Annotated in this window: 11 protein-coding genes; 6 read left to right on the top strand and 5 right to left on the bottom strand. The window is 57.2% G+C overall.

What is annotated here, in order from left to right; all coding sequences use genetic code 11:
* The first annotated feature begins 52 nt into the window (after positions 1-52).
* A complete protein-coding gene (locus tag CSQ95_RS02610; protein WP_099408350.1) occupies positions 53-1,738 on the top strand; it encodes a TIGR04141 family sporadically distributed protein in 1,686 nt (561 codons plus the stop codon).
* A gap of 125 nt (positions 1,739-1,863) precedes the next feature.
* On the opposite strand, the gene purL is transcribed toward CSQ95_RS02610, so the two are convergent.
* Positions 1,864-5,901, bottom strand: coding sequence for a phosphoribosylformylglycinamidine synthase (gene purL, locus CSQ95_RS02605; RefSeq protein ID WP_099408349.1), 4,038 nt, complete (start codon positions 5,899-5,901; stop codon positions 1,864-1,866).
* A 184-nt stretch (positions 5,902-6,085) separates the two neighbouring features.
* Positions 6,086-7,150 (bottom strand): diguanylate cyclase, encoded by a 1,065-nt coding sequence (locus CSQ95_RS02600; protein WP_139143625.1) that lies wholly within the window; start codon positions 7,148-7,150, stop codon positions 6,086-6,088.
* A 350-nt stretch (positions 7,151-7,500) separates the two neighbouring features.
* On the opposite strand from CSQ95_RS02600, the gene CSQ95_RS02595 reads away from it, so the two are divergent.
* Positions 7,501-9,126: a response regulator gene (locus CSQ95_RS02595; protein WP_099408347.1), complete on the top strand. Its 1,626-nt coding sequence runs from the start codon at positions 7,501-7,503 to the stop codon at positions 9,124-9,126.
* Positions 9,127-9,285: 159 nt separating this feature from the next.
* Here the strand turns inward: CSQ95_RS02595 and CSQ95_RS02590 are convergent, their stop codons facing one another.
* Complete coding sequence (locus CSQ95_RS02590; protein ID WP_099408346.1) at positions 9,286-10,038, bottom strand: SDR family oxidoreductase; 753 nt, start codon at positions 10,036-10,038, stop codon at positions 9,286-9,288.
* Positions 10,039-10,184: 146 nt separating this feature from the next.
* Here CSQ95_RS02590 and CSQ95_RS02585 point away from each other — a divergent pair, with 146 nt between their 5' ends.
* A complete protein-coding gene (locus tag CSQ95_RS02585) occupies positions 10,185-11,075 on the top strand; it encodes a LysR family transcriptional regulator (RefSeq protein WP_070218680.1) in 891 nt (296 codons plus the stop codon).
* Positions 11,076-11,244: 169 nt separating this feature from the next.
* Here CSQ95_RS02585 and CSQ95_RS02580 read toward each other — a convergent pair whose 3' ends face one another.
* Complete coding sequence (locus CSQ95_RS02580; RefSeq protein WP_099408572.1) at positions 11,245-11,547, bottom strand: HNH endonuclease; 303 nt, start codon at positions 11,545-11,547, stop codon at positions 11,245-11,247.
* Between the two features lie 514 nt (positions 11,548-12,061).
* Between CSQ95_RS02580 and CSQ95_RS02575 the strand changes: the two genes are divergently transcribed.
* The 3 genes from CSQ95_RS02575 to CSQ95_RS02565 all read left to right on the top strand — a co-directional run bounded on the left by CSQ95_RS02575 (position 12,062) and on the right by CSQ95_RS02565 (position 14,989).
* The gene (locus CSQ95_RS02575) at positions 12,062-13,132 is read left to right on the top strand and encodes a S41 family peptidase (RefSeq protein ID WP_099408345.1); all 1,071 of its coding nucleotides are present in this window, start codon (positions 12,062-12,064) and stop codon (positions 13,130-13,132) included.
* Between the two features lie 220 nt (positions 13,133-13,352).
* Positions 13,353-13,589 carry a hypothetical protein gene (locus CSQ95_RS28955; RefSeq protein WP_139842495.1) on the top strand — a complete coding sequence of 79 codons (237 nt, stop codon included), beginning with the start codon at positions 13,353-13,355 and terminating at the stop codon, positions 13,587-13,589.
* A 245-nt stretch (positions 13,590-13,834) separates the two neighbouring features.
* Positions 13,835-14,989: a Shedu immune nuclease family protein gene (locus CSQ95_RS02565; protein ID WP_099408344.1), complete on the top strand. Its 1,155-nt coding sequence runs from the start codon at positions 13,835-13,837 to the stop codon at positions 14,987-14,989.
* Positions 14,990-15,194: 205 nt separating this feature from the next.
* On the opposite strand, the gene CSQ95_RS02560 is transcribed toward CSQ95_RS02565, so the two are convergent.
* Complete coding sequence (locus CSQ95_RS02560; protein ID WP_071650149.1) at positions 15,195-15,830, bottom strand: TetR/AcrR family transcriptional regulator; 636 nt, start codon at positions 15,828-15,830, stop codon at positions 15,195-15,197.
* Positions 15,831-15,841: the final 11 nt, after the last annotated feature.

Raw genomic sequence — 15,841 nt, 5'->3', positions numbered from 1 at the left:
TTAATTTATGAAATCTATTTTCGAGGGTAAATGAAAAGAAAGGATGAGTCGAATGACTACGTACCTCGTCGAAAGTTCAAAAGGTAGCGCTCCTACAGAGCAATTGTTAGCACTAAACAAAAAACGCGACAGAAAAGAAAAGCTTTCAATATATTTATTAAAAAATGATTTTTCAGAAGATACCGAGATATTAAAATTAGAAGACTCAAAAGATCCGATAAAAATCAATATACAAAATGGCAGTGCGATCTTGTATGTAAAGAAAGAAAGTTCACATCCACCTCCATCATGGACAAACCTTTTCACAAGCCATCAAAAAATTGAAGAGGGAGTATTTGGAAGCACTAGGTCTGTTGGTGCAGCATTCACAATACGAAAATTCGGGAAGATTTTTGTTTTAACATTCGGAACCGGCCATCACTTATTAAAACAAGATTCAATTGAAAGGGATTTTGGATTAAGAGTCACACTAAATTCTGTCGATCCAGATAAACTAAGAAGTTTAGATAAAGCAAGTTACGAAAATAATCCATTAAATTCCAGAATACAAAGTAGTAGAGAAGTTGATATTTTTCAACTGCGAACAGACTCAGAATTAGAGTTGGTATATGCTGTTACAGGAGTGTCAGAAGTTCCAATTTTTGGGTCACATGTAACTGGAAGAGATGCACTTAGTTTAGCAGTCACAGCAAATATTGATGGCCTTTCCGAAATTCTCGAAGAAACACTTCATAGGTATCAAAAAAAATTACCACAACAATTTGATTGGATTGATAATATCAATAGGATAAAAGATCCAGAGGAAATTGAGATATTAGACATTGAATTGGATCAGGTAATAGAAAAAGGTGATCTATCAAGCATTTATCTAGGAGAGCCAGAAATAGTTGATTGGGAAAATCAAATTGGATATTCTTTTGATTTAAGAGCTCACACCTATCGCCATCCTGTATTACAACTCGAAAATCTAGTCGAATACATAACAAAAAAAGGACTTTCTTTTTGCGTTCGCGAAATTAAGTCTACTCTAATTCACATAAATAATTCTGACTATCAATCCTCAAAATCATGGAGTGCTTATCGCTGCATTTGTGCAGAAATTTTATATGCAGATAGATACAATATTTTACGCAATGGAATTTGGTACAAAGTTGCCAACGACTATGTTGCAACTTTAGATAAATTTTTATCCGAAAATTTGAAAAAATATGATGTGACGATGCCAGATTATAATTTCAACAATGAGGACGACTACAACAAGGAAGTTGCAAAAAATTTAGATTTCCACTTAATGGATAGAAATCTAATAAAGATTGGTGGGCCATCTGATAAAGTTGAGTTTTGCGACCTAATCTATAAAAATAAAAAATGGATACACGTAAAATATTATCGGAGCTCAGCGACACTTAGCCACCTATTCTCACAGGGTGCTGTTGCAGCTCAAGCATTTATTGGAGAACCCGAATTTAGAAAAAAATTGAGCGAAAAAATGCCTATTCCGGCAAAATTGCAATTTCCGGAACGTCGACCAGATACCAAAGAATATGAAATAGTTTACGCAATAGCGACAAAAAAGAAAGTTCCAGTAGAACTTCCATTTTTCTCAAAAGTAACTTTAAAACAAGCAATTAAAGCAATTTCCATGATGGGATTTAGTGTTTCCGCCACATCCATTCCTGTAGATCCAATAATCCATGCATTAAAACTAGTGAAGCCCAAGAAAAATGAGACTCCTTAATTTTATTCCATAATTTATCTTCTTATTCCAAGTAAAAAAAGCCGCTGTCTCCCGACAGCGGCTTTCTCATTCCTACCCCAGCAGCAGCGCCTTGAATTCCAGACGCAGCCCCGCAAGCGAACTAATTACCCCACAAACTTCCGCGCATTCCTGAACATGCGCATCCACGGCGAATCCTCGCCCCATGCTTCAGGGTGGTACGACTGCTGGACTGACCGGAACACACGCTCCGCGTGCGGCATCAGCACGGTGAAGCGGCCGTCTGGCGTGGTGACGGAGGTGATGCCTTCCGGCGAGCCATTCGGGTTGTACGGGTAAGCTTCGGTGGCGGCGCCCTTGTTGTCGACGAAGCGCATGGCTTTGGTGACCTGGGTGATGTCGCCCGTTTGCGAGAAGTCGGCGTAGCCTTCGCCGTGGGCGATGGCGATGCCGGCCTGGGTGCCGGCCATGCCGTTGAAGAAGATCGATGGGGAATCCATCACTTCGACCATGGCAAAGCGGCCTTCGAATTTCTCCGACTTGTTGCGCGTGAATTTCGGCCAGGCGTGGGCGCCGGGGATGATCGATTTCAGGTTGCTCATCATCTGGCAGCCGTTGCAGATGCCCAGGCCGAAGCTGTCCGTGCGGTTGAAGAAGCGCGCGAACTGTTCCGCCAGGCTGGCGTTGAACAGGATCGTCTTCGCCCAGCCTTCGCCCGCGCCCAGCACGTCGCCGTACGAGAAGCCGCCCACGGCGATGACGCCCTGGAAGTCATCCAGTTTCACGCGGCCCGCAATCAGGTCGCTCATGTGCACGTCGACGGCCGTAAAGCCTGCCTGGTGCATCACGTAAGCCGTCTCGATGTGCGAGTTGACGCCCTGCTCGCGCAGGATGGCGACACGCGGACGCACGCCGGTGGCGATGAATGGCGCGGCGATGTTCTCGTTCTGATCGAAGGTGACGATCGGCGACATGCCCGGGTCTTGCACGTCCAGCAGACGGTCGTATTCGGCGTCCGCGCAGGCCGGATTGTCGCGCAGGCGGGCGATGCGCCAGCTCGTTTCGCTCCACAGGCGGTGCAGGTCCGCGCGCGGCTGCGTGTAAATCAGCTTGGCGTCGCGCGTGAATTCGATCACGTCGCGGTCGTTCAATTTACCGATGATATGGCTGCAGGCGCCCAAATTAAACGTGCGCAGCACGTCCATGACGAGCGACTTTTCTTCCGCGCGCACCTGGATGACGGCGCCCAGCTCTTCGCTGAACAAGGCACGCAGGGTCAGCTCGTTGCGGCGTTCCGCCACCTGGCCCGTCCAGTTCTTGGCGTCGCCCCAGTCGCTCGAATGCTCGCCTTCCATGGTCAGCATGTCCAGGTTGACGGACATGCCCGTGTGACCAGCGAAGGCCATTTCCGTCAGGGTGGCGTACAGGCCGCCGTCCGAACGGTCATGGTAGGCCAGCAGCTTGTCGTCGCTGTTGAGCTTTTGGATGGCGGCGAAGAAGCCTTTCAGGTCTTCCGCGCTGTCCACGTCCGGCGTTTCATTGCCCAGCTGGCCCATGACTTGCGCCAGGGCGGAGGCGCCCAGGCGGTTCTTGCCGCGACCGAGGTCGATCAGGATCAAGGACGTATCGCCCTGGTCCGTTTTCAGCTGCGGCGTGAGCGACTTGCGCACGTCCGTGACTGGCGCGAACGAGGAAACGATCAGGGACACCGGCGACGTGACGGATTTCGCCGCGCCCGTGTTCTCGTCTTTCCAGGTCGTGCGCATCGACAGCGAATCCTTGCCGACGGGGATGCTGATGCCCAGCGCCGGGCACAGGTCCATGCCGACGGCTTTCACCGTGTCGTACAGGGCCGCGTCCTGGCCTGGCTGGCCGCAAGCGGCCATCCAGTTGGCGGACAGCTTGATGTCGGAAATGTCGGCAATCGCGGCAGCGGCGATGTTGGTGACGGCTTCGCCCACGGCCATGCGGCCGGAAGCTGCTGCGTCGATGACGGCCAGCGGCGTGCGTTCGCCCATGGCCATCGCTTCGCCCAGATAACCCTCGAAGCTCATGGTGGTGACGGCGCAGTCGGCCACCGGCACTTGCCATGGTCCCACCATCTGGTCGCGCACGGTCATGCCGCCCACGCTGCGGTCGCCGATGGTGATCAGGAAGGATTTGTCGGCCACGGTCGGCAGCAGCAGCACTTTTTGCGCTACATCCACCAGGTCCATGCCCGTCAGATCGATGGCCGGGAAATCGTTGGCCACGTGGACCACGTCGCGCTGCATCTTTGGCGGCTTACCCAGCAAGACGTCCATCGGCATGTCGACCGGCTCGTTGCCCAGTTCCGGATCGATCAATTTGAGTTGACGCTCTTCGGTGGCCACGCCCACGGCGGCGAACAGGCAGCGTTCGCGTTCGCACATGGCTTTGAACAGCGGCAGGCTTTCCGGCGCGATGGCCAGAACGTAGCGTTCCTGCGATTCATTGCTCCAGATTTCCTTCGGCGCCATGCCCGATTCTTCCAGCGGGATCTTGCGCAGGTCGAAAATCGCGCCGCGCTTGGCGTCGTTGGTGATTTCCGGGAACGCGTTCGACAAGCCGCCCGCACCCACGTCGTGGATCGAGATGATCGGATTGTCCGCGCCCATTTGCCAGCAGGCGTTGATGACTTCCTGGGCGCGGCGTTCCATTTCAGGATTGCCGCGCTGGACGGAATCGAAGTCCAGGTCGGCCGTGTTGCTGCCGGTGGTCATCGACGAGGCGGCGCTGCCGCCCATGCCGATGCGCATGCCCGGGCCGCCCAGCTGCACCAGCAGGCTGCCGACGGGGATATCGTTCTTGTGCGTGTGCTGCGCCGAGATATTGCCGATGCCGCCGGCGATCATGATGGGCTTGTGGTAGCCGAACACGGAATCTTTGTCTGCGCCGACGTTTTGTTCATAGGTACGGAAGTAACCGCCCAGGACCGGGCGGCCGAATTCGTTCGAGAACGCGGCACCGCCCAGCGGGCCTTCGATCATGATCTGCAGCGGCGACGCGATGCGTTCCGGCTTGCCGTATTGATCTGCATCAGTACGCGAGGCCAATGGCGCCGTCACGGAAGCTGCCGTTTCCCAGCTGCGCACGGCGTCCGGCAGCGACAGGTTCGACACGGTGAAACCGGTCAAGCCAGCCTTCGGCTTGGCGCCGCGGCCCGTTGCGCCTTCGTCGCGGATCTCGCCGCCCGCGCCCGTAGAGGCGCCAGGGAATGGGGAGATGGCCGTCGGGTGGTTATGCGTTTCCACCTTCATCAGGGTGTGCGTCAGTTCGGTCGATGCCGCGTATTCGTGCTTGTCGCCGCGCGGGTAGAAGCGCGACACGGTGGCGCCTTCCATGATGGACGAGTTGTCGCTGTAGGCGACGACGGTGCCCTTCGGCTGCAGTTCGTGCGTGTTCTTGATCATGCCGAACAGCGACTTGGGCTGCGCCACGCCGTCGATGGTCCAGTCGGCGTTGAAGATCTTGTGGCGGCAATGCTCGCTGTTCGCCTGCGCGAACATCATCAGTTCCACGTCCGTCGGATTGCGGCCGGCCTTGGTGAAGGCGGCATCCAGGTAGTCGATTTCGTCTTCCGACATCGCCAGACCCAGTTCCGTGTTCGCCGTTTCCAGCGCGCGCTTGCCCTGCCCCAGCAAGTCGATCGATTCCAACGGACGCGCTTCCAGGGTGCGGAACAAGTCCTTGGCGTCGTCGGCGCTGCGCAGCACGGATTCCGTCATGCGGTCGTGCAGCAGGTCGGCCACGGCCTGTACTTGCTCGTCCGTCAGTTTGCCGGCGCCGATGGCGCTGCCCAGGATGCCCGATTTCAGGTTGATGCGGAAAGCGATGCCGCGTTCGACGCGCTTGATGTGCGCCATGCCGCAGTTGTGCGCGATGTCGGTGGCTTTCGAAGCCCACGGCGAAATCGTGCCGAAACGGGGGATGACGAAGAATTCTTCGGCAGCGCCTTCCGTATTGTCAGCCTGGGCCGGCTCGCCGTACGTCAGCAAGGCGCCAAGGCGCGTGCTGTCGTCGGCCGTGAGGGGCGCGCTGGCATCGATGAAATGGACATAGCGTGCTTGCACGGCAACGATCGCAGGCGAGACGGCTTGCAGTTGGCTTAACAGACGGTGGCTACGGAAATGGGACAGGGCATTGGAACCCGGCAGTATCAACATGATTGGAAGGTGGTTGATGCAGCGTGGCTGCGGGTTAAAGGTAGGTATGACAATATCTTTCGTACGGCAAATTTCCTTTGCGCGCATTATACCCGTTTTACCCCTGCTTTATTACCGGAACTTATGGCTTTCCGGCCATTTTGCCCCTGAAAGCGGCAGTTTTTGCCAACTTGCAACAACAGGATCAGGCAATCACATAGCGGTTCTTGCCCTGGCGCTTGGCCAGGTACAGCGCCTCGTCGGCCAGGCGGTAACTGTGGCTCAGCTCCTTGTCCCGGTCCAGCTCGGCCACGCCCACGCTGATCGACACGAACTGTGCCGCATGGAAAGCCTGGCTGACGGCGGCGACCAGGGCGCCGGCGAAGGCGCGCACGGCCTCGCGGTCGCCCGCGTAGACGATGCCGAATTCCTCGCCGCCCAGGCGTCCGCACAGATGGCTTTGCGCCTTGTCCGCGATGATGGCGGCCGTGCGCATGAGCACCGCGTCGCCCGCATCGTGGCCCTGTTGATCGTTGATGATCTTGAAATCGTCGATGTCGATCATCAGGAAATGCAGCATGCCGCCGTGGCTTGCGCCATGCATCTGCTGGGCCCGCTGCGTGAACATGCGGCGGTTGTTCAAGCCCGTCAGGCTGTCCTGGAAGGCCAGCCGCGTCAATTCCACCTTGGCGTGATAGTTACGCAGGCGCAATAAGCTGAAGCTGACGTTCAGCGCCAGCCCGAACAGCACGCTGACGGCGATCATCAACGGCACCCAGGGCTGGTCGGGCAAGCCAGCGTTGACCGGATACAGGCCGTGGCCCACGTTCCACCACACGCCGGCCACCACGGCCAGGTAGCTGAGACCGCCATTGAAGATGGAAGCGATGGCCAGGGTCATGAAGACACCCACGGGCAAGACCCAGAAGCTGGCGTGGTGGACAGCATCGGCCATGGTGCGCAAGCCGAAGGTCAGCGCCAGCACGGCGCAGGCACCCGTCATGGTCAGCACGGGCAAGGTGGTGCAGCGGGCGCGCACGACCAGGCTAGCCAACATGCCCAGCAAGGCCAGCACGGCGTGCGTCAGGTTCGGATGGTAGGCCGGCGGCATCAGCAGCCAGGCCAGGCTGAAGGCGATGATGCCCATCACTTGCGTGATCAGGCCGACCCGGTGCAATTCCGCAAAATACGTATGCTGCTGTTCGCTGTTGCCGCCAAAGGCAAGGGGAACGGCAATGCGCCGCAAGGTAGACAGTTCAGGAACGCGCATGACGGGTATCGACACCAGAGAGGGATAAAGCGCCCGTTAAAGCCTTGCGCATGCCTTGCCGCGACGTGGTGCGGCATGCAACAGGTGTTGCATTTTAGAATACTATCACGGTAGTCGGGGAATGGCCGGAAAAACAGGCGCCCGCACTGTCGCAAGGGGCGCTCGTGTCATGAAATACAACGCCGGACGGCGCTGCACGCGCCTGCCCTTGCGCACGGCACCCGATTGCATGCATTTTGCTGGCAGTGTCGGGCGGCTTTGCAGTATGCTGATAAAAAACAATACTGCCAGGCAGCTACATATAAGAAGAGTTCCCGCAAATGACCGAACAGATGAACGAGAGCTGAACCATGCCAGAAACTAGCGACTTATCTGTCCTGATCGTCGACCCGAACCCCAGCATGCGGGGCAATCTGCACAATATGCTGAACCAGGCCGCCATCACCAAGGTGGAATATGCCGTCAATGCCGGCACGGCCATCCGCTTGCTGATGAAGAAACCGTTCGACATCATCCTGTGCGAATACGACCTTGGCAGCGGCACGGATGGCCAGGATGGCCAGCAATTGCTGGAAGACTTGCGCCACCATAAGCTGATCGGCCTGTGGACGATCTTCATCATGCTGACCTCGGAGGCCATCCACAGCAAGGTGATCAGCGCAGCGGAGCTGACCCCGTCCGACTACATATTAAAACCGTTCACCGTCGACGTGCTGAGCGGCCGCATCGCGCGCGCCATCGAGCGGCGCGCCGTTTTTCTGCCCACGTATCAGCTGATCGACAAGGGCGACCTGCGCGAAGCCGTGAAAAGCTGCCGCGCGGCCGAACTGCAGCACCCGCGCCTGGCGGCCGATTTCGCCCGCCTGCGCGCCGAACTGCACATCAGCCTGGACGAATGGAACGAAGCGGAACAGCTCTACGCCGACATGCTGGCCACGCGGCCCATGGCCTGGGCGCACCTGGGCCTGGCGCGCACCCTGTTCGAACAGCAGCGCCACGAGGATGCGCAGGAAGCGCTGCTGGAACTGGTGGAGACCTATCCCCGCTTCATGGCCGCCTACGACTTGCTGGCGCAAAACCATGAAGCCATGGGCCAGCAACTGCAGGCCAAGAAAATCCTCGAGGACGCGGTGGCCATCTCGCCGCACATGGTGCGCCGGCTGCGCCACCTGGGCGGCATTTCCTTCGACACGGGCGACATCGGCGCGGCCGAACGGGCCTACAAGCAGGTCGTGACGAAAGCGAAGTACTCCGAATTCCGCGACCCGGAAGACCACGTCAACCTGGTAAAAACGCTGGTGAAAAAGGGCGACGCGCCGCAAGCGAGCGGCGTGCTGCGCGACATGGAGCGCTCCCTGCGGGGCAGCGCCAACGTGGAAGCATGCCGCGCCATCTCGGCCGCCATGCTGCATGAACTGTCGGGCAACGACATCGCCGCCGCCACCGAACTGCAACTGGCCGCCGCCGCCCTGGACGACGCGCGGGGCCTGTCGACGCAGCTGAAGGTGGGCCTCGTGCAAAGCTGCCTGAAGAACAACCTGGAACAGGCCGCGTCCGACGTCATGATGAAACTCGTCAACGAAGCCGACAGCGACGTGACGATGGAAGCGGCCGTCGACGTATTTGAAAAAGCGGGCCGCCACGACCTGGCGCAAGGCATGGGCCAGCAGATCACGAACCAGGTGCAGGAATTGATGCAGGATGCGGCCAGCAAGGCGGAAAGCGGAGAACTCAAGGGCGCCGTTTTCGTGCTGCGCCAGGCCCTGCGCAAGACGCCGGGCAACCTGCCCGTGCTGTTCGCCTCCGTCGAGGCCATCCTGCGCCAGCTCAACATGCTGGGCTGGGAAGCCCCGCTCGCTGAACAGGCGCAGCACCAGATGCAGGTGATCCGCAAGATCGACCCCAGGCATCCGCAGCTGGAGTCGCTCAAGCAGCAGTATGCGGCTACGCAGCACAAGTATGGTATTGCGACCTGACTCTTGCCTGTGCCCTGCTTGTCAATCGACAACAATCCGTTCGACAAGGTGGGCCGTCCCACCGCCGCCGTTTGCGCAATTGGAATACTCTCTTTCAAAATGAAGCCCGCTCACGCATTCGGAGCGGGCGCATCCGTATAGTTCGGCAGTTGTGTGACGTCAGCCGTTAAGCGTACGGCCGCCGTCAACGATGATTTCGGAGCCGACGGTCCAGCGGGACTCGTCGGAAGCGAGGTACAACACCGCCTTGGCCACTTCCTCCGGCGTGCCGAAGCGGCCGAACGGAATCGTTGCGACAATGTCCTTGTTGAGCTGATCGCGGTAGGCATCCGGGATGCCGAGCTTGTCGTACAGCGGCGTTTCGACCGGGCCGGGACTGACAGCGTTGACGCGAATGCCGCGTGCCAGCAATTCGCCCGACAGCGTTTTCGACAAGTTCAAGAATGCGGCCTTGGTCGCGGCATATACCGATGAATGCGCCGAGCCCACGTGCGCGCTGACCGATGTGTTGAGCACCACCGATGCGGGGTTCGCGAACACTGGCAGCAGCGCCTGGATCAGGAAATAGGGACCCTTGACGTTGATGTCGAACGATCGGTCGAACATTTCCTCCGTCCACGCTTCGATCGGCTTCCAGACGGATACGCCAGCGTTGAGAAAGGCGATATCGAGCTGGCCGTAGTGCGCCTGGACGGCGCGCGCCAACTCCTGTTGGGCGGCGACATTGGCGGAATCGGCGCGCAGCACGAGAACCTCGGCGCCAAGTTCTTTCCTGGCCTTCTCGATCGATTCCGGAGTGACGCCGGTGACGATGACGCGTGCGCCTTCGGCGAGGAACTGCCTGGCTGTTTCAAGGCCGATGCCGCTGGTGCCGCCGGTGATAAGAGTACGTTTTCCTTGCAAGCGGGACATAAAATTCTCCTGTAGGTGATTCAGGGTCAACCAGCATTGGCTGACCTGCCGTGGGAAGAACTATGCGCCCATGCTTGAAATTCGATAAGATCGTATCTTTGCATATAATTCATGCTCCAATTGCATGAATTGAATGGAGAGTAACTTTGGACCGGTTTCTTTTGATGACATGCTTCGCGCGCGCTGTGGAGACGGGGAGCTTCTCCGCTGCCGGCCGCGACCTGGGCTTGGGGCAGCCCAACGTCAGCCGTCATGTGGCGGCATTGGAAGAGCATCTGCAGACGCGGCTGCTGCACCGCTCAACGCGCAAGCTTGCCCTCACGCCCGAAGGGGAACGCTACTATGCGGAAGTGCGGCGCATCCTTGACGCCGTCGACGAGTCCGAATCTTCCTTCAGGGAGAACGTCGATCCGTCCGGATTGCTGCGCGTCGCGTGCCCGACCGCTCTGGCGCATGCATTTGTGTTGCCGCATGTCCCCGCCTTCCTGGAGCGCTATCCCGGCCTGGCGCTCGATCTCCAGATCAATGATCGCTATGTGGGTCTCGTCGATGAAGGAGCGGAACTGGCAATTCGGATCGGCCATCTGGAAGACAGCGCCCTGCGCGCGCGGCGCATCGGCCTGTTCGAGCGCGTGTTTGTCGCCAGCAAGGGCTATCTCGCCAAACGCGGCGTGCCGGTCACGCCCGATGATCTGCGCGGGCACGATTGCGTGATCTACACCCTGCTGTCGTCGGGTGCCACATGGCGCTTCCGCGATACGGAAGTAGCAGTATCGGGAAAGGTACGGGTAAACTCACCCGAGGCCGTGCGCGAACTGGTCAATGCGGGACTCGGTATTGGACATGGGCCGCAGTGGCTGTTCGAGGAAGGACTCAGGAATGGCAATTTGCAGTTGCTCCTGACGGCGCACACTGCCCTGCCCGTCCCGGTTCAAATCGTCTATGTCGCAAACAGGCTGCTGCCAACGCGGGCCGTCGTGTTCATGGACTTCATCGCGGAAGCGTTTTCAAAGGTACCGGCACTGAACATCCGCTGAGCGGCCTCTGGTGCGATAACGCCATTCTTGCGCAGTGATGGATGGTGCTGCCAGCGCCAGCCGCATGTGAAATGGATGGTCAACAACTGCTGTGCCAATGTCCGCCACTCGCCGCCGCAAGCCAGAGCGGTGCCGTGAACACCTGTTCACGGCGCAGGGCAAGGTTCGATCAGCGCGGGAGTTTATACCGTACCAGCAGCGTCGGTCCCTTGCCGCCGGATGGCGTCAGCAGAATCTCGTCACCGGGCTGCATCTCTTCATACATCACCGTGCAACAGGTCGGCATCGAGTGGCCGCGCGCCGGATACACGCCAACGTCCGTGTGCAGGGTCGCAGCGCGTACGTCCACGCTGGACTTGCCGGCCTTTCCTTCTTCTTGCAGCTGCTTGCGCAGTGCGGTGACGAAGTCCCCTTTGCTAAGCCTGGCAGGTGCCTGGCTGGCTTGCGGGCGAGTGCTTGCATCGTTTTTCATGGTAGTTTCTTTCAGTGTATACATTTCCGCCACTATATCATTCGCCCCTGGTGCAACGCGACCCGGGGGCGGAACGAGTCCATCGCCCCGGCCGGAGCAGCCGCGGCAGAGCGCCTGCTTCTGCGCGTGATAACGTCACAGTTGGCGACAACAGCCTGGCCCATCTTCTGCCGGGAGCGCTCGATGGGACCGGCGATTTTGCATGCTGATGATGCAGTTGCCATCAGAATCGGCGCGACATGGCGTCTGGCGTCTGGCCCAAGCAGAAGCTTGCGCTGGCCGCTTGACTTTAGCGTACTCCAAGGTGCTGCGACCACCGATAGAATCCGCCGCCACAAACGGCCATTCACGTTGAGGTGACAATGCGTGACTTTTCTCGCTTGATAATTCGTTATGCTCGTGGGCCGCTGGCGGCCAGAAGCGGCCGTCCAAGTTTGCGCAAGTGATAGCGTCAGTGCGGCGGCGGCCGTCAGATCAAACTGTCCTCAATGGAATATAGTTTTCCATTCAACCGATGTACTATCAAATTCGAGGAAATATCGATGGCACGGTTCCACGCTGCAGCGGCTTCTTTGCTCGCTATTTGTTTTTTACAGGTGGCCGCTCATGCAGAAGCTCTCTCCATCGATGCCACCGTACGCCAGAGGGTCATCGACGTGTTGCTCAGCAGTTGAATGACTATTACGTGTTCCCAGAAGTGGCGGGAAGAATCAGTACGACTTTGCGTGCGAAGCAAAAGCACGGCGGCTACGACAGCATCACTGATGCGGAAGTATTTGCCAACGTGCTTACCGCTGACCTCCGTGAGGCTGGTCACGATAAGCATCTGCGTGTGAAAGCCCGTGAAACACCGCGCTCTATCGCAAGTTCGCCGGCGCCGGAGCAACGGGAAGAAATGCTCAAGCAGATGGTTGCTCGTGGCTATGGCATCGCGAAGATTGAGATTCTCGCAGGCAACGTAGGCTATCTCGACGTACACGGCTTTGACCGCGTTAGTGAGGCTGCGCCGGCGATCACGGCGGCAATGATGCAGCTGGCAGACTGCGATGCTCCCATTGTCGATGTACGCAACAATGGCGGCGGGGACCCGGCTGGCGTCGCCTTTCTGAGCAGCTACTTGTTCGACCAGCGCACCCATCTGAATGATCTGTATTGGCGCGATGGCGACCGCATTGTTGAGTTCTGGACTGATACTAACGTTCCAGGAAAGCACTACGGTCAACAGAAAGCGGTCTACGTGCTGACCGGTCCGCGTACTTTCTCTGCCGGAGAGGAGTTCAGCTACAACCTCCAGCAACTGAGGCGTGCGACGCTGGTGGGGGAAGTGACTGGCGGAGGTGCCAATCCGGGGCGTATGCGAGAACTAAGTCCATACTTCGTCGCATTCATCCCCAATGGACGCGCCATCAATCCCATTACGAAGACTAACTGGGAAGGCGTTGGCGTCACGCCCGATATTAACGTGCCAATTAGCCAAACACTCGTGACAGCACACAAATTGGCGCTTGAAAAATTAGCAGCGGAGAGCACCGATCTTGGGCACGCTGCGCGGTTGCGGGCAAAGTCGAGCGAGTTGACGCCATAGGAGAGGCTGCCGTACTACGTGTAACAGCAGTAACCAGAGGCTTGTGCATACGAAGCATTGCTATCGTAGCGGCCTTAGAGAGGTGGCGGATTCATGGCGCCAAGTACCAATGGCACCGGCCGTGCGACCGCGTAAAATCGGCCAAAAGCGGACGTCCAGACTCAGGGCGCAGTTTCAAGACAACCACGGGTTAAGATTAGCCTGCCACGGAAGCAATAACATGCATCATCCATACCTAGCGTTCTGCATTAACCAAGCTGGCGAACTTGTCATAACTCATCAGCGAGACGCAAATCGACAGCATCCGCTTGAAATGGAATTGCCACTTACAGAACTGGCAGGCAAAGGTCGCGAGAAGGCTGCGCAGTCGATTGGGGAGCTTACGCTTGCGTTGCTTGAGAAATGGTATCCAGAAGAGTTCGCTGCACATCCGGCGCTCAAGTCCGAGACCCCTTAAGCACTCTAAGGCAAGCTATCGAAGCTACGGCTCAGCTACTGCAACGTCTGCAATGGGGCGGCTTCTGCCTCATGGTGACAAACCGTGAGCTTTGCACGAAGGCAAGATGCTATCCTCACCTGTTCGGCCGCGTTCGGCCAGAAGTAGCCTTTCGGAATCAATGATTGTCATTCACACCGCCACAACTTCAAGCAATCTAAGATTGAGCAACAAGAGGCAACAAAAATAAATCTGAAAGTGACGATATGGACAGCTATCTAGACCCCGAGCCTGGCAAGACCTACATAAGCCCTGGCCTTCCCGACTTCGATGATAAGAGCCGAATGGTACGAATAGCGACCAAACTGATTGAAAGTCCTGTCAGCTACGCTTTCGCCCACGTTAAAGACGAAGTTGTTCTTCGCCATAAGGAAGATGCAAAAAGCTGTATTACTGCGAAGTTTTTTGAAGACGACAGGAAGATGTTTGTCCTAAGTATTCAGGGCTACACCGTCGCCACAGACAAGCCTCACAATGCCAGCTTCTCCTTCATAGGTGAAGAGATTGGCAAGCTCGTGGAATTCCTTCACCATATTCAAGCCATGCCGCTTGAGGGGAATGGCCCAAAGAAAATCACAGACGAAGCCTTGAGGCGTCTGATCCTTTCAAGCACACAAGCAGAGTCGCTGTACAAGGACAACCAAGAGCTTTTTGCTGAGGTCATTAGATCAGCAATCACGAAAGACGACGTCATTGCCGTGGGCTATAGAAAGAGGCAACTGCAAACGTTCAAGCGCCTGCTGGAAGATCCCGGCTACTTTGAAGAGGTCAAAAAGCAGAAAGGGTGCAAAGACGAGGCGGTTTGGCAAAAATATTTTGAGAAAAATCCCTGGATTTTTGGTTACGGCTTGAGCTATCTGTATCTATCCTCACTGGACGACAACAAGCTGGAGCAGTACGTCCAAGGATTTACCGTCGCCCATCATGGCAAGCGGGTGGACGCACTTTTGCGAACACGAGGCGCCATCTCTAGCCTGTGCTTTGCAGAGATTAAAACCCATAAGACACCCCTGTTACAGAAGACCGCGTACCGTGGAGGTTGCTGGGCACCATCCGAAGACCTTGCAGGAGGTGTTTCGCAAGTTCAAGGCACTGTCGCAATGGCAAGTGACACGCTGCGTCACAAGCTGGCAATGAATGACGATAATGGCGATCCTACCGGCGAAGTAGCGTACAACTACACACCAAAAGCATTTATGGTCATCGGCAGCTTGCAAGAGTTCAGCACCGACAAAGGGGTAAGCGAAGAACGATATCGCTCCTTTGAGCTATTCAGGCAGAACACTACCAGCCCCGAAATTTTCACCTTTGACGAATTGTATGAGCGTGCGAAGTTCATCGTCATGCAATATGATAAATAGTATAAATCAATTCAAAAGCGAACTTACGCAGCTATTTCTAGTCTTGATCACGCATTCGCGTATAACGGCTGCTTTGGGGCGATAGCGGACGTACACGGCAGTCAGCGACACGACAGTCAGCGACAGGATGACCGGCGGGTTCTTGGCAGGAGTGATGCTATGGCAAAAGCATGCTGCCCGATGGGCTCAAGTCTCTTTTCGCTGCTTACCTGCGCTCCACCCTCGCCACCACCAGCTCGATCAGCTCCGCGATCAAGGGCCGGAACGTGGCGGCATCGCCGCCCTGCCCCAGCATCACGGTGCGCGTGGTCAGGTGCGAGAAGACGGCGTCGAACAAGATTTGCGGCAGATTGGAAAACGAGGTGTCGGGCGCGATGCGGCCCTGCGTGCGCTGCTGCTCCAGCAGGCGCAGGATCAGGGCGTGCCACACTTGCGGGCCGTGCTCGTACCAGGTCTGGCCCACGGCCGGCACGGCGGCCGCGCCCGTGACGACGAGGCGGTAGAAATCCACATGGCGGGGGCTGGTGACGACCGCCACCAGTTCATCGAGGATCAGCTGCAAACCCTGCTCCAGGCCCGCCTGCGACGTATCGAGCTGGCGCAGCGCGATGATGAAGTCGGCGCACAGGTACTCGACCACGGCCACCAGCAATTCCTGCTTGCTGCCGAAGTAGCGGTAGGCGGTGGCTTTCGAGCCGCCCGCCTCGGCCACGATGGCGTCCATGCTGACGCCGTCGTAGCCGGAGGCGAGGAAGAGGTCCGCCGCCGCCACCAGCAGCTTGCGCCGCCGCTCCTCGCTTCGGGTACTCGGGGAAGCGGGAACGGTGCGCAACTGGGGCATGAAGCAAACTC

The sequence above is a fragment of the Janthinobacterium sp. BJB304 genome (assembly GCF_002735765.1).
Classification (GTDB): Bacteria; Pseudomonadota; Gammaproteobacteria; order Burkholderiales; family Burkholderiaceae_D; genus Janthinobacterium.
Note: the sequence above shows the minus strand (reverse complement) of the source record. Positions and strands in the feature narration are given on the sequence as shown.

Excerpts from the sequence above, each read along its gene's own strand:
- CSQ95_RS02595 (WP_099408347.1), top strand. The coding sequence starts at position 7,501 with ATGCCAGAAACTAGCGACTTATCTGTCCTGATCGTCGACCCGAACCCC.
- CSQ95_RS02600 (WP_139143625.1), bottom strand. The coding sequence starts at position 7,150 with ATGCGCGTTCCTGAACTGTCTACCTTGCGGCGCATTGCCGTTCCCCTT.
- CSQ95_RS02610 (WP_099408350.1), top strand. The coding sequence starts at position 53 with ATGACTACGTACCTCGTCGAAAGTTCAAAAGGTAGCGCTCCTACAGAG.
- CSQ95_RS02590 (WP_099408346.1), bottom strand. The coding sequence starts at position 10,038 with ATGTCCCGCTTGCAAGGAAAACGTACTCTTATCACCGGCGGCACCAGC.
- CSQ95_RS02560 (WP_071650149.1), bottom strand. The coding sequence starts at position 15,830 with ATGCCCCAGTTGCGCACCGTTCCCGCTTCCCCGAGTACCCGAAGCGAG.
- CSQ95_RS28955 (WP_139842495.1), top strand. The coding sequence starts at position 13,353 with ATGCATCATCCATACCTAGCGTTCTGCATTAACCAAGCTGGCGAACTT.
- CSQ95_RS02575 (WP_099408345.1), top strand. The coding sequence starts at position 12,062 with ATGTACTATCAAATTCGAGGAAATATCGATGGCACGGTTCCACGCTGC.
- CSQ95_RS02565 (WP_099408344.1), top strand. The coding sequence starts at position 13,835 with ATGGACAGCTATCTAGACCCCGAGCCTGGCAAGACCTACATAAGCCCT.
- purL (WP_099408349.1), bottom strand. The coding sequence starts at position 5,901 with ATGTTGATACTGCCGGGTTCCAATGCCCTGTCCCATTTCCGTAGCCAC.
- CSQ95_RS02580 (WP_099408572.1), bottom strand. The coding sequence starts at position 11,547 with ATGAAAAACGATGCAAGCACTCGCCCGCAAGCCAGCCAGGCACCTGCC.